At 71.2% G+C, this 13,818-nt stretch carries 12 protein-coding genes; 7 read left to right on the top strand and 5 right to left on the bottom strand.

Translation table 11 applies throughout. The features are described 5' to 3' along the window. Positions 1-18: 18 nt before the first annotated feature. From ACFVXC_RS14020 to ACFVXC_RS14010, 3 genes are all read right to left on the bottom strand, one after another. Complete coding sequence (locus tag ACFVXC_RS14020) at positions 19-2,298, bottom strand: FtsX-like permease family protein (protein WP_389905014.1); 2,280 nt, start codon at positions 2,296-2,298, stop codon at positions 19-21. Further along, on the bottom strand, positions 2,295-3,014 hold the full coding sequence (locus ACFVXC_RS14015) for an ABC transporter ATP-binding protein (protein ID WP_389905012.1): 720 nt from the start codon (positions 3,012-3,014) through the stop codon (positions 2,295-2,297). Before ACFVXC_RS14015 ends, ACFVXC_RS14020 begins: the two co-directional genes overlap by 4 nt. Before the next feature lie 85 nt (positions 3,015-3,099). Continuing rightward, entirely contained in the window at positions 3,100-3,237 is a 138-nt protein-coding gene (locus ACFVXC_RS14010; protein ID WP_389905010.1) for a hypothetical protein, read from the bottom strand. Between the two features lie 362 nt (positions 3,238-3,599). Here ACFVXC_RS14010 and ACFVXC_RS14005 point away from each other — a divergent pair, with 362 nt between their 5' ends. Further along, positions 3,600-4,112, top strand: coding sequence for an EF-hand domain-containing protein (locus ACFVXC_RS14005; protein ID WP_389905009.1), 513 nt, complete (start codon positions 3,600-3,602; stop codon positions 4,110-4,112). Positions 4,113-4,142: 30 nt separating this feature from the next. Here ACFVXC_RS14005 and ACFVXC_RS14000 read toward each other — a convergent pair whose 3' ends face one another. Next, complete coding sequence (locus ACFVXC_RS14000; protein ID WP_389905007.1) at positions 4,143-5,798, bottom strand: class I adenylate-forming enzyme family protein; 1,656 nt, start codon at positions 5,796-5,798, stop codon at positions 4,143-4,145. A 200-nt stretch (positions 5,799-5,998) separates the two neighbouring features. Here ACFVXC_RS14000 and ACFVXC_RS13995 point away from each other — a divergent pair, with 200 nt between their 5' ends. From ACFVXC_RS13995 to ACFVXC_RS13985, 3 genes are all read left to right on the top strand, one after another. Next, positions 5,999-7,165: an acyl-CoA dehydrogenase family protein gene (locus ACFVXC_RS13995; protein WP_389905005.1), complete on the top strand. Its 1,167-nt coding sequence runs from the start codon at positions 5,999-6,001 to the stop codon at positions 7,163-7,165. Between the two features lie 8 nt (positions 7,166-7,173). After that, a complete protein-coding gene (locus ACFVXC_RS13990; RefSeq protein WP_389905002.1) occupies positions 7,174-8,061 on the top strand; it encodes an acyl-CoA dehydrogenase family protein in 888 nt (295 codons plus the stop codon). Positions 8,062-8,495: 434 nt separating this feature from the next. Then, positions 8,496-9,038, top strand: coding sequence for an ATP-binding protein (locus tag ACFVXC_RS13985; RefSeq protein WP_389904999.1), 543 nt, complete (start codon positions 8,496-8,498; stop codon positions 9,036-9,038). 398 nt (positions 9,039-9,436) lie between these two features. On the opposite strand, the gene ACFVXC_RS13980 is transcribed toward ACFVXC_RS13985, so the two are convergent. Then, a complete protein-coding gene (locus ACFVXC_RS13980) occupies positions 9,437-10,411 on the bottom strand; it encodes a cyclase family protein (RefSeq protein ID WP_389904996.1) in 975 nt (324 codons plus the stop codon). 84 nt (positions 10,412-10,495) lie between these two features. Here ACFVXC_RS13980 and ACFVXC_RS13975 point away from each other — a divergent pair, with 84 nt between their 5' ends. Genes ACFVXC_RS13975 through ACFVXC_RS13965 form a run of 3 tightly spaced genes read left to right on the top strand, consistent with a single transcriptional unit; the run spans position 10,496 to position 13,790 of the window. Then, positions 10,496-11,407: an SDR family NAD(P)-dependent oxidoreductase gene (locus tag ACFVXC_RS13975; protein ID WP_389904994.1), complete on the top strand. Its 912-nt coding sequence runs from the start codon at positions 10,496-10,498 to the stop codon at positions 11,405-11,407. A gap of 14 nt (positions 11,408-11,421) precedes the next feature. Then, entirely contained in the window at positions 11,422-12,699 is a 1,278-nt protein-coding gene (locus ACFVXC_RS13970) for an acyl-CoA dehydrogenase family protein (RefSeq protein ID WP_389904993.1), read from the top strand. Beyond that, positions 12,696-13,790 (top strand): Zn-dependent alcohol dehydrogenase, encoded by a 1,095-nt coding sequence (locus tag ACFVXC_RS13965; RefSeq protein ID WP_389904990.1) that lies wholly within the window; start codon positions 12,696-12,698, stop codon positions 13,788-13,790. The genes ACFVXC_RS13970 and ACFVXC_RS13965 overlap by 4 nt, the downstream gene beginning before the upstream one ends. Positions 13,791-13,818 lie beyond the last annotated feature (28 nt).

The raw sequence follows: 13,818 nt of genomic DNA, 5'->3' as shown, positions 1-13,818 counted from the left end.
CCGCCCCTGCCCGGCGCGTCAGTCCCGCCGGATGAGTTCCGGATCGATGCGCCGCCCCACCAGCGGCATCGTCCCCACGACCGCCAGGACGAGCACGCCCGCCATGGCCGCGACCAGGAGCGGGACCCCGGCCCCGTCCCAGAAGGTCTCGCCGCCGCCGGTGACCAGATAGGCGGACTCGGCGAGCTTCCCCGCGACGAGCGCGAGCAGCAGACCCACGGCCAGCGGCAGCACGACCTGCGTGCACTGCACCAGCCGCAGGGTGCGGGCCCGCGCGCCGATCAAGGACAGCGCGGTGACCTGCGGTCGGCGCTCCACGGCCCGGTCGGTGACGGAGACGAGGAACGCCGCGACGCCGATGATCAGGCCCATCACCATGCCGAGCGCGAGCAGCGTCTCGATGACGGTGATCTGCTGGAGGCCGTCGATGTTGATGCCCGCCGGATCGACGTCCGCCGTGGGCGCGATGGCGCCGATGCGGTCCAGCACGTCCCGTACCGTGCCGGGGTCCGAGCCGGACGTGAGGACGAGCGTGGCCGCGACGGGCAGGGTGTGCGCCGGGAGCGCGGAGGGCGGTACCAGGAGGCCCGGACTCGGCATGTTGGTGACGTCGTACCCGTCGAACAGGACCGTGGCGTCGGGCACCTTCACCTTCAGCGAGGTGCGCTTGCCGCTCCCGCCCCGCTGCTTCATCGCGTACGCGGAGGTCTTGATGGGCGAATCGGACACGTTCGGGTCCTGGAGCCTGAGCACCTTGCCCTCCTCGCAGCCCGCCGCGTGCTCCACCAGCTTCGCGAGCTGCGCGCAGGTGGCGACCAGGGCCGGGGCCTGCCAGTCGCCGCCCTCCTTGGTGGGGTCGGTACGCGGATCCATCACGATGGCGTCCGCCCGCACCGCCGGGATGTCCCGCAGCTTGTCCTGCTGCTCCCCGCTCAGCTGCGAGAGCCGCAGGCCGTACTCCTGCACGGGCGAGTCGGAGCGGGTGATCTGCTGCTCCTCCACCAGAACGCCCTGCGCGAGCGACGCCGAGAACACGAGCAGGACCAGCCCCGTGACGACCCGCATCGCACTGCCCGGCTCGACCTCGTTGCGCCGCATGGCGAGGCTCAGGGCGAGATTGCCGGAGCGGGCGAGGCGCGTGGCGATGCCGTACGAGAGCAGCGGCATGACGCTCACCAGGCCGAGCCCGGTGAGCAGCACCCCGCCGGGCACCAGAAGGGAGTTGATGCCGGTGGACTGCGCGGGGTTGTCGGTGAGGCCGGTCGCGCTGTAGCCGACGACGATGCCGAGCCCGGTGACGAGCAGCAGGCCGCCCCAGACGCGGGGCGCGCGCGGGGCAGCGGTGCGCCGGGTGCTCAGCGGGTTGGTGGCGGCGGCGCGAGCGCTGCCGCGTCCCACGAACCAGGAGAGCGCGGTGCAGCCGATCAGGCAGACGGCGACGGTGGACGCGGAGAGCGCGCCGTCGGCGGGGTACCACTTCAGGCCGGGAAGACCGGTCCTCGCCATGATCTGGTTCAGGAGCCAGAACTCGGCGAGGCCGATGAGCGCCCCGAGGAAGGCGGCCACGACGGTCTCGGCGGCGTTCACGCGCTGGGTGCCCTTGGTGCTCAGGCCGAGGAGGCGCAGGGCGGCGAGGCGCCGGTTGCGGCTCGCGGCGGAGAGTTTGGCGCAGACCGAGAGGAAAACGCCGAGGGGCAGCAGCACGAGGGCGGCGAGGGTGAAGCGCAGGATGTCGAGGGTGGACTTCTCGACGGCGGTGGTGGGCGGGTGCTCGGAGCCGAAGCTCTTCAACGCGCGCGCGTCGTCGCCGAGCCGGTCCTTGGTGGTGCCGACGTAGGCGTACAGCTCGTTCGGGTCGGTCAGGCCCGAGGGACCGATCAGGCCCTTCTCATCACCGGGGAGCAGCCCCTTGAGACCGGGCTCGCGGCGGAGCTGGTCGTGCAGCGCGGGGGAGACGAACACCTCTCCGGGGGCGGGGAGCTCACTCAGGCCGGGTGGCGGCTTCACGTCGGCGCCGTCCTCGCCACGGGCCAGGAAGACGCGGCTGAACGGCTTCGAGCCGTGCGGGTCGGAGCGCTGGAGGACGAGGGTGGGCCGCCCGGACTTCTTGCCGGCGAAGACCTGCGGGTCGCGGTCGGCTGACCGTCCGTCGTGGGCGCCCAGGATCGAGGGAATCGTCAGGACGAGCGCGAGGCAGCACACCCCGAGGGAGCCGCCGAGGGTCATGAGCAGGAAACGTACGCGGGAGCCGCGCCCGGAGCCGAAGAGGAGCCGCAGGCCGAGCAGGAACTCGCTCATGCCGGTGCGCCCTTCGTGGCGAGGACTCCGTCGGCCATCGTGTAGTGGTGATCGGCCTGCGCCGCGACGTTCGCGTCGTGCGTGACCAGGAGGACGGCGGTGCCCTGCGAGCGGGCGAGGCCGAGGAACTCCTTGAGGACGGTGGCCGCGTTCGCGCTGTCCAGGGAGCCGGTCGGCTCGTCGGCGAAGACCACGGCGGGCTTGTGCACCAACGCCCGTGCCACGGCGACGCGCTGGCCCTGCCCTCCGGACACCTGCGAGGGCCGCCGCTCGCGCAGGTCGGCGATCCCGAGGCGGTCGAGTACCTCGGCGGCGGCCTTGAGCGCGGGGCGCTTGCGCTGTCCCGCGAGGCGCAGGGGCAGGGCGGTGTTCTCCTCGATGGTCAGTTCGGGGAGCAGCTCGCCGTACTGGAAGACGAAGCCGAAGCGCTCGCGGCGCAGCGCGCTGATGTCCTCGTCGTCGAGCTCGCCGTACGCCCGCCCCTCGAACCGCACCTCGCCCCGCGCGGGGGGCAGCACGCCCGCCAGGCAGTACAGGAGTGAGGACTTGCCGGAGCCGCTGGCCCCGGTGATCGCCGCGATCTCGCCACGCGCCAGGGTCAGATGGGCGTCACGGACGGCGGTGGTCGAGCCGTAGGAGAGGTCGACTCCCGTGGCGCTGAGGACTTCTGACGTGCTGTCTGACGTGCTGCTCGACGTACTGATCGCTTCCCCCAAGAAGGCGAAGGGCCCGGGGCGGGGGCCCGGGCCCGGTGTGCGTGCGTGGCAGCTGGTCAGGGCTGCCGCTTCGTGCCTGTGGTGACTATCGCTTGTAGTGCTTGGTCACCGAGCAGTTGTCCGGGTGGAAGGAGCCCCGGTCACGGCAGGCGCGTATCCAGGCGTTCTTCGTGTAGCGAGCGGCGCGGTCGTACACGAGCTGGTCCGCGCCGGAACGTAACACCCTGCTGCGACAGCGGCAGTTGAGATTCCGTGCGCACGGACAGTGGGGTGCGAATCGCTGTGCGTTCGCTTTGCGCATACGTAAATGACTTTTGACCCGATCATGACATCAGGGAGGTTTGGGTCACTCGTCGTGGCCGCATGAAAGCGCACATATCGGCAAGGTGTGAGGCGAGGTCAAGGCGGACCCAAAAGATCACCAAGGATCGGTCCCTGGTACAACCTCTCTTGTTCCGGTCTTGGCACAAGCGTCGCCTTCCGGCCTCCGGGGGGTCGCCGAAGACGTACGCTCGCTGCTGGAGACACCCAGGGAACCCCCTGTGCACACGCACCCAACCGCAGAAGTGAGGCGGCCCGAACACCATGGACAGTGCCGAGTACGAGCGTAAGATCGCGGCCCGTTTCGCCACCTTCGATCAAGATGGCAATGGCTACATCTCCCGTGAGGACTTCAGCACGGCGGCCGCCGCCCTGCTCACCGAGTTCGGCGCGACGGCACGCTCCGAGAAGGGCCAGGCCCTCTACATCGGGGCCGAGGCCTTCTGGCAGGGCATGGCCGGGATCGCCGACCGTGACGGCGACCAGCGGATCACCAAGCCCGAGTTCGTGGGCGGCGCCGTGAAGCGCCTGCGGGACAACCCGGCCCGGTTCGCCGAGATCGCGCGGCCCTTCCTGGACGCCGTGATCGCGGTCGCGGACGGCGACGGGGACGGTGCGGTCAGCCCGGGAGAGGCCGAGCGCGTCCTGAAGGCCCTCGGCGTCCCGGCGGACATCGCGGGCGCGGCGGGCGCCTCGCTCGACACGGACGGGGACGGGCGTGTGACGGAGGAGGAGATCGTCGCGGCGTTCGCGGCGTACTTCACCGTTCCTGAGTGAGCCGGGCAGAGACCGGACCGGCCTGCTCTGTCAGCTCCGCGCGAACCGCTCCCGCAGCTTGTACTTGAGCACCTTGCGCAACGTCTCGTTACGGGGAAGGGCCTCCACCAGCTCCAGTTGCTCCGGCAGCTTGTACGTGGAGAGCCCCTCCCCGCGCAGATACGCCGTCACCGACTCCAGGGTCAGGGCGGGGACCCGGTCGCCCGCCGACCGCCGGCCGTCCGCCGAACGCTGCTCGACCACCGCGCAGACCCGTTCCCCCCGTTCGGGGTCCGGGAGGCCGATGACCGCCGCGTCCTGCACGGCCGGATGCCGGTGGAGCAGGTCCTCGATCTCCTTCGCGGAGATGTTCTCGCCCTTGCGGATGATGATGTCCTTGGCCCGGCCGGTCAGGACGAGGTGCCCCGTCGCCCGTACGTGCCCCAGGTCCCCCGTGATCAGGAAGCCGTCCGCGTCGAAGACCCCCGCGCTCTGCTCGGGGTCCACATACCCCTGGCAGACGGCCTCCCCGCGCAGCCGCACCTCGCCGTCGACACCGGCCGGCACCTCCTTGCCCTCGGCGTCCGTGACCCGGATCTCCATCCCCGGCGGCGGCAGCCCCTCCGTCGTCGCCAGGTTCTCCGCGGTGTCGTCGGGCGCACCCATGGTGATCATCGGCACCTCGGTCATGCCGTAGCCGTGGGTGAGCTGACAGCCCATCTCCCGTACGACCGCGTGATAGATCTCCGGCGGCTTCGGCGCCCCGCCGCCCGCGAGGAGACGCAGGGTCGGGATGACCTTCTCGCCCGGCGCGAGCCCCGGTTGCTCCCCGCTTCCCCGCCGCTCCACGAGCTTGCGCTGCTCGGCGAGGAACATCGAGTAGAACGCCGTCGATCCGCCCGCCACCGTCACGCCGTGCCGCCGGTAGCCGTCGAGCGCGTCCGGCAGCGCGAAGTACTCGAACATGACCGCGGGGAAGCCGTACAGGAGCAGCATCACCGTGTAGTCCGGGCCCGCGATGTGCGCGAAGGGGAACGCCATCGAGCCGACGTCGTCCGCCGACAGGTGCAGCGCGTGCGCGAGACACGAGCCGCCCGCTATCAGCGAACGGTCCGTGTGCAGCACGCCCTTGGGGTCGGACGTCGTGCCCGAGGTCCAGTAGATCCAGCGCACCGACGTGCCGTCGGAGGGCGGCGGCGGCAGTACGGAGGGGTCGCCGTCCGGCAGGTCCTCGTACGCGTACGCCTCGAAGACGCCTCGCGCGCCGAGCCGCCGTGCCATCTCCGTGTGGTCGAAGCCGCGCCACATCCCCGGCACGGCGAAGAACTCGGCCTTCGACTCCCTGAGTGCGAAACCGACTTCGCGGTCGCGGTAGAAGGGGATGACCGGCGACTGCACCGCGCCGATACGGGCGAGAGCGAAGGAGAGCAGGGCGGTCTCGATGCGGGTGGGCAGCTGCCAGGCCACGACGGTGCCGGGGCGTACGCCCATTTCGTGGAGCCCGGCTGCCACGCGTTCGCACCGGTCGCGCAGCTCGCCGAAGGTCAGGCGCCGGTCGTCGGAGGGGTCGGCCCGGCCCGCGGACGCCTGGATCAGGACGGGGGCGTCGGGCGTGAGAGCGGCGCGGCGTTCGATGAGCTCCCAGAGGGTGCGGGAGGCGCCGAGTGCGTGCGCGGTCTCGTCGACTGCGTTCCCTGAGGCCTTCATGTGATCCCCTCGCGGCCGGAGTCCAGCGGGATGAGAGACAGAGAGCTGACGGCCAGTCAGATCGTGCCGAGAGCGTAAGGCTCACCGCCTTGTCGGTCCAGGGGTGCGGAGCTAGCCTGCCATCTGACGGGCCATCAGATGGCCCGGTGGGACTGGACGGGCGGCCGGAGGAGACACCATGACGGACAGGCGGGCCTGACGTGGACCTCACGTACACCGAGGAGGAGGAATCCTTCCGGGCCGGACTGCGCGAGTGGCTGGCCAGGACGCTCCCCCAACTACCCGCCCGCCCCGACCCGTTGGACTGGCCGGGGCGGCGCGCGTACGACATGGGGTGGCAGCGCAGGCTGTACGACGCCGGGTACGCGGGCCTGCACTGGCCCGTCGACGCGGGCGGCCGTGGGGCCACCCCCACCCAGCACCTCATCTTCCTGGAGGAGACGGAGAAGGCGGGCGCGCCCTACGTGGGCGCGGGCTTCGTGGGGCTGCTGCACGCGGGTCCGACCATCGCGTCCGAAGGGACGCCGGAGCAGCGGGCCCGGTGGCTGCCGCCCGTGCTGCGCGGCGACGAGGTGTGGTGCCAGGGATTCAGTGAGCCGGACGCGGGCTCGGACCTCGCCTCACTGCGCACGCGCGCGTGGCGGGACGGCGACGACTACGTGGTGAGCGGTTCCAAGATCTGGACCTCGCACGCGGAGGTCGCCGACTGGTGCGAGCTCCTCGTGCGTACGACACCGGTGAGCGAGGACGTGCCCAAGCACCGCGGCATCTCCTGGCTCGCGATGCCGATGGACGCCCCCGGGATCACGGTCCGGCCGCTGCGCACGCTCTCGGGTTCGGCCGAGTTCGCCGAGGTGTTCCTCGACGAGGTGCGGGTGCCCGTCGCCAACAGGGTCGGCGCGGAGAACGACGGCTGGCGCGTGACGATGGTGACGCTGTCGTACGAGCGCGGGACGGCCTTCGTGGGGGAGGTCGTCGCCTGCCGCCGCGTCCTGGGCGACCTCGCCCGCGAGGCCCGCAAGAACGGGCGCTGGGACGACGCGGTCCTGCGCCGCAGGCTCGGCAGGCTGAGCGCGGAGTTCGGGGCGCTGTGGCGGCTCACGCAGTGGAACGTCAGCGAGTCGCAGCGGGCGGGGGGCGGTGTGCCGGGGGTGGGCGGGTCCGTCTTCAAGCTGCGGTACTCGCACGCGCGCCAGGAGCTGTACGAGGCCGCGGGCGAGGTACTTGGCCCCGGCGCGCTCGACCTGGGCCACGAGTGGACCCTGGACCGGCTCTCCTCCCTCTCGTACACGATCGCCGCCGGTACCTCGCAGATCCAGCAGAACATCGTGGCCGAGCGGATACTCGGCCTCCCCAAGGGGCGGTGAGGAGCCGTATGGACTTCCAACTCTCGGATGATCAACTGGCGTTGAGGGGCGGGATGCGGGAGATCCTGGAGGGGCGGTTCGGCGCGGGTGTTCTGCGGGCCGCCGCGGACTCCTCGCGGGTTCCCTCGCTCGACCGGGCTCTCTGGCGGGAGCTCGGGGACGCCGGGTTCTTCTCGCTGCGGGTGCCGGAGGAGGAGGGCGGGGTCGGACTCGGGCTTCCGGAGGCCGTGTTGGCCTTCGAGGAGGCGGGGCGGGCGCTGCTTCCCGGGCCGCTGGTGGCCACGTTCCTCGCGGCGCGGGATGTCGCGGGGGCGGCGCGGGGGGTGACCGTGGTGACGGCCGTGTCCGGCGGGCTCGGCGGCGGGCTCGTGCCCTGGCTGGATGAGGCGGACGTGGTGCGGGGGGATGCCTCCGGCGCCGTTCCGCTGCGCTCCGTCGACCCGCTGACACCGCTGCACCGGGTGCCCGGTGGCGGAGGGGAGGGGAACACGGGGGCCGAGGCGGATCTGCTGATCGCCGCCGAACAGTTGGGCAGTGCGGCGAAGACCTGCGAGACGGCTGTCCGATACGCCCGGGAACGTACGCAATTCGGGCAGGCCATCGGGGCATTCCAGGCCGTCAAGCACCTCTGCGCGCAGATGCTGGTCCGCGTCGAGGTCGCCCGTGCCGCCGTCTATGCCGCGGCCGTCACCGGAGACGTACTGGAGATCGCGGCGGCCAAGCTGCTCGCCGACGAGGCGGCGGTGCGGGGCGCGCGGGACTGTCTTCAGGTGCACGGCGGTATGGGGTTCACCTGGGAAGCCGATGTGCATCTGCATCTCAAGCGGGCCTGGGTGCGGGCGGGCCTCGGACAGGCGGCGGCCCGGGCGGAGGAGGAGCTCGCGGCGGCGCTGTGAGGCCCGAGGTGCCTCTGTGCGAAGAGTGATCGACTTGTGGAGTCCCCCAAGTGGGGGGAGGCTACGGAGCGTCGATATCGGGTTGTGTCCTACGCGTGACTCGTCACGGCATGGAGTCGGGCTTCCGCTCCGGTACCTTGTGTGAGATGCGAGTGGTTCTGAGGTCGAGCCATGCCGGTGCTGCCCCCGAGGCGGCGCCGGACCTGGCAATGCGCACCGCTCGCAGTGCAGGAAAGGGATATATGCCCGCCTGTTCGACCCCCCGCAGCGCGCGTCGCACAGTATGCCGCACGCGTACTCCTTCGCGCTGGTATATGCCTGAAGCGCTTGTTGGGGTGACTGAACGTCAACCATGCTGTCTCTCAAGGGAATCACGTTCCGTGACCCTTTGGAGTCGCGAGGCGATGTGTCCGCCGGTTCGGATGGTGTGAGCGGTGCAGGTGCTTCATGTTCAGCTGGAGGTCAGGCCCGACCCCGCGGAGGTGGGGCGGGCCCGCAGGTGGGCGCGTTCGCGGCTCGCCTGTTCCGGAATAGGGGTCGACGAGCCGCTTGCCGAGACGTTGATCCTGCTGATCTCGGAGTTGGTCACCAACGCGGTCGTGCATACGGGCTGTCCTGCCGTACTGCGCATGCGACTACCAGACGCCCCTGACGCCGCCGAGGAAGCCGCGGGGGCGGCGGGGAGCGCGGGGTCCGCACAGGCGGGCCCCGGGACCGGGACGGTCCGGGTCGAGGTCGCCGACGCCAGCGCGCACCCGCCGGCGCCGCGGCACGCGGACGGCGACGCGACCAACGGCCGTGGCCTCGAACTCGTCGAAGGCCTCGCCGACCGCTGGGGCTGGCAGGCCGAAGGCGCGGGCAAGAGCATCTGGTGCGAGGTGGACCGGTGTGAGCCGGGCGTCGAGCCGGTCGCGTTCGACGGGACGACCTATGAGGACTACGAGGACTACGAGGACGTCGCGTACGAGGCCGTCTGAGCCCCGCATGTCGGCTCCGGATGTCCGTATGCCGGGGCCGGGCGCCCGCATGCGCCGCCGGGTGCCACGATGCGCGGCCGTGCGCGGCCGGGATAAAAGCGGCATAATTCACTAATCGCCGGGCGGGCGTTGACGTACCGTGTCCGATTGGTCACGCTTGTGTGCAGCGATTCGCCGCGAGGGGACGTCGAGGGACGGTGTCTGTGGCCCGGCCCTTGACGAGATGTGGGTCGCCGTCGGCGCCGGTCCCTTCGTGGCCGGAGAAGGCAGGACCTGTGCGCCGGAGCCGGATGGCGGCGCGTGCGGCAACGCGCTCGGGCGGGAGCCGGGGCGCCGCCATCCGAAGGCTCACCGGGCGGGCTCGCGGGCGGCGGGCTCACGGGCCGGTGCGGCAGGGCTCACAACACCGCGACCGGGGCCACGGGCGTTCCCGTGCCGCCGATGAACGGCTCGGGCATCGCGGAGAGCAGGAAGCTGTAGCGGGAAACTTCTGCACAGGCTGTGGACAACTTTTCCAGATTCCAGTTCTGGCCCTGCAGCATCCCCATCTCGACCAGGTCGAGCGCGTGCACGGGCAGCCAGAGGTTCTCGATCTCGGGCGGGAAGATCTCGAAGGTGAGGGTGTCGTTGGCGACCGCCGCGACATCCCGTGCGTGGAACCACTCCGGGGTGTGGACCGAGAGGCCGGGGGACGGATATCCGTACGCGTGCTTGTCGCCCGCCAGATAGGTCTGGATCTGACCCGTGCGTACGAGGACGATGTCGCCGGCGCGGACCGTGAGCCCCGCGAACTCCTCGGCCTCGGCCAGGTCTTCGGGGGTGACCGCGTGATCGCCGGGCAGCCGGTCGACGCCTTTGGCGCGGGCGACGTCGAGCAGGACGCCGCGTGAGACGAGGTGCGGCACCTTGTCGATGCCGCTGAACCGGGCGCCGGTGTGGGCGGTGATGGTGTCCGCGGGGCGGCCGTTGTAGATCTTTCCCGAGTGTGACGCGTGGGTGAGGGCGTCCCAGTGGGTGGCCGTCTGCAGCCCCATCGTGACCGCGTCGTCGCTGGTGGCGACCGTGCCGGGGCCGAAGAGCTCCTGGTTGATCTGCACCATCGTGTGGAGGGGGTTGATCCGGCCGCGTATCAGTCCGGTCTGGACGCCGTCCTCCTTGAGGGCGAGCGCGAGCGGAACGCGCCTGCCGGAGCGAATGGTGGCGGCGGCCTCGCGTACGACCTCGTCGGTGATGAGGTTGAGGGTGCCGATCTCGTCCTCGGATCCCCAACGGCCCCAGTTGTTGACGCGTTTGGCGATGTCGTGGAACTCGGGTGGCAGGGGCGGGTTCGTGGCGCCTGTGGATGCCGAGTCTGAGGGTGCCGAGTCTGACATGGGTCCTCCCCGGGGCTTGTCTTCTGGTGTCTGACGGGTCATAGAATCTAACGGTCCGTCAGAAACCGCGGGAAGGGGCCGGACGTGGGGAACTTCTTGGCAGGCAAGGTGGTGGCCGTGACCGGTGCCGGGCGCGGCATCGGCAGGGCGGTCGCGCTCGCCGCCGCAGCCGAGGGCGCGAAGGTCGTCGTGAACGACTACGGCGTCTCCATGGAGGGCGCCGAACCGGCCAGTGAGATAGCCGACGGCGTGGTCAAGGAGATCCAGGCGGCGGGCGGCGAGGCCGTCGCCGCCGCCGACGACATCTCGACCATGGCGGGCGGTCAGCGGATCGTGGACATCGCGCTCGCCGAGTACGGGCGCATCGACGGCGTGGTGTGCGTCGCCGGGATCCTGCGCGAGCGGATGCTCTTCAACATGTCCGAGCAGGAGTGGGACCCGGTGATCGCCACGCACCTGAAGGGCACGTTCACCGTCTTCCGGGCCGCGTCGGCGGTCATGCGGAAGCAGGGGACGGGCACGCTCATCGGCTTCACCAGCGGCAACCACCAGGGGTCGGTCGCACAGGCCAACTACAGCGCGGCCAAGGGCGGGATCATCTCGCTTGTGCGCAGCGCGGCGCTCGGCCTGAACAAGTACGGGGTGAGCGCCAACGCGGTCGCGCCGGTCGCCAGGACCCGGATGTCCGCCAACGTCCCCATGGAGCTGACGGAGATCGGGGAGCCGGAGGACGTGGCCGCGTTGGTCACGTATCTGCTGAGCGACCGGGCCCGGGAGGAGAAGATCACCGGGCAGGTCTACACGGTCGCCGGACCGAAGATCGCCGTGTGGGCGCAGCCGCGTGAGCTGCGGGCCGGGTATGTCGAGGGCGGCTGGACCCCGGAGAAGATCGCTGACTTCCTGCCGGGGACGGTGGGGGTCGATCCGATGCCGATGCTGGCCCGGCTGGAGACGATGGCGAAGGCCGCCGCCGCCAAAGACCGGCCGAACGCGTAGGCCGGGGCCGGGCGGTGGAGTTCGGATTCGGGCCCGAGGACGAGGAGTTCCGCGCGGAGGCACGGGCCTGGCTCGACGAGCATCTGACGGGGGTGTTCGCGGGCGCGGTCGGGCGGGGCGGGCCGGGGAGTGAGCACGAGGGGGTGGCGGAACGGCGGGCTTGGGAGCGGGAGTTGGGGCGGGGTGGATGGATCGGGCTCGGGTGGGGAGCGGAGGCGGGCGCGGGTGCGGGACCAGGTGGGGGTGTGGGCTCGGGCTCGGGCTCGGGCTCGGGTGCGTACGGGAATCGTCGGGCCTCGTTGACCCAGCAGGTTGTCTGGGCCGAGGAGTACGCGCGGGCGCGGGCTCCCGGGCGCCATGGCCATATCGGTGAGAACCTGCTTGCGCCGACGCTCATCGCCCACGGGACGCGGGAGCAGCGGGACGAGTTCCTGCCGCCCATCGCGCGCGGGGAGGCGCTGTGGTGCCAGGGGTACAGCGAGCCGGGCGCCGGGTCGGACCTGGCGGGGCTGCGGACGGTGGCGGTGCGGGACGGTGACGCGTACCGCGTCACCGGGCAGAAGATCTGGACTTCGCTCGCCCATGAGGCGGACTGGTGCTTCGTGCTCGCGCGGACGGAGGAGGGATCTCGTGGGCACCGGGGGATTTCGTTCCTGTTGGTGCCGATGGACCAGCCCGGACGTATCGAGGTGCGGCCCATACGGCAGCTGACGGGGACGAGCGAGTTCAACGAGGTCTTCTTCGACGGGGCGATCGCGCGTGCCTCGCATGTGGTGGGCGGTGCCGGGAACGGGTGGCGGGTGGCCATGGGGCTGCTGGGATTCGAGCGGGGGGTCTCCACGCTCGTCCAGCAGATCGGGTTCGCGCAGGAGCTGGAGAGCGTGGTCCGGGAGGCCGTCGACAGCGGGGCAGCAGAGGATCCCGTACTGCGGGACCGGCTTGTGCGGCAGTGGGCGGAGTTGCGGGTCATGCGGTGGAACGCGCTGCGTACGTTGGGCAGTTCGGGCTCCGGGGGCGGTGACGCGGATGGTGGCGGCCCGGGTGCGCCCAGTGTGGCCAAGCTGCTGTGGGGCGGGTGGCATCAGCGGCTTGGGGAGCTGGCCATGGGGGTGCGGGGGGCCGCGGCTGCCGTCGGGCCCGCGGACTGGAGCGAGAGCACTCCGTACGAACTCGACGCCCTCCAGCGGCTCTTCCTCTTCACACGGGCCGACACGGTCTACGGCGGCTCGGACGAGATTCAGCGGAACATCATCGCCGAGCGCGTGCTCGGCCTGCCGAGGGAGGCGCGATGAGGGGTGTCGTTTTCGACAGGAGCAGGGCCGAGGGGAGCAGGGACGGGGGGAGCGGAGGGAACGGGGTCGAGGTCGTCGACGACCTTGAGATACGGGATCCGGGTCCGGGGGAGGTGCTGGTCGGCGTCAAGGCCGCGGGTCTCTGCCACAGCGATCTGTCCGTGATCGACGGGACCATTCCCTTCCCTTCGCCGGTGGTGCTCGGGCACGAAGGGGCGGGGGTGGTGGAGGCGGTCGGTGCGGGGGTGACGCATGTGGGGATCGGCGATCACGTGGCGCTCTCGACCATTGCCAGCTGCGGGGCCTGCGGGGAGTGCAATCGGGGGCGGCCGACGATGTGCCGGCGCGCGATCGGGATGCCGGACCGGCCGTTCTCGCGGGGCGGTGAGCCGATCTATCAGTTCGCGGCGAACTCCGCGTTCGCGGAACGCACCGTGGTGAAGGCCGTGCAGGCCGTGAAGATCCCGCAGGACATTCCGCTGACGTCGGCGGCGTTGATCGGGTGCGGGGTGGTGACGGGGGTCGGCGCTGTCCTCAACCGCGCGAAGGTGGATCGCGGGGACAGCGTGGTGGTGATCGGGACCGGGGGCATCGGTCTGAATGTGCTGCAGGGGGCGAGGATCGCCGGGGCGACGCGGATCGTGGCCGTCGACTCGAACCCCGGGAAGGAAGGCGTGGCGCGGCAGTTCGGGGCGACGCACTTCTTGTCGTCGGCGGAGGGGGACGCGGTCAGGGAGATCCTGCCGACGGGGGCCGACCACGCGTTTGAGTGCGTGGGCCGGGTCGAGCTGATCCGGCAGGCGATCGACCTGCTGGACCGGCATGGGCAGGCGGTGCTTCTGGGAGTTCCGGCGGCGACGGCACAGGCGTCGTTCCTGGTGTCGTCGCTGTTCCTGGACAAGTCGATCCTGGGCTGCCGTTACGGGTCGGCGCGCCCGCAGAGGGACTTCGCGCTCTACGCGGAGCTGTACCGGGAGGGGCGGCTGCTCCTTGACGAACTGGTGACGGAGACATACCCGGTGGAGGACTTCGCCAAGGCGGTGGGGGACGCGGAGGCGGGGCGGGTGGCGCGGGGAGTACTGACGTTCTGAGGGGTCTCGCCGGGGGCGGGGCGGGGGC

Origin of the sequence: Streptomyces sp. NPDC058257, from assembly GCF_042881845.1 — a bacterium.
Classification (GTDB): Bacteria; Actinomycetota; Actinomycetes; order Streptomycetales; family Streptomycetaceae; genus Streptomyces.
This window is presented reverse-complemented; position numbering and strand designations above follow the sequence as displayed.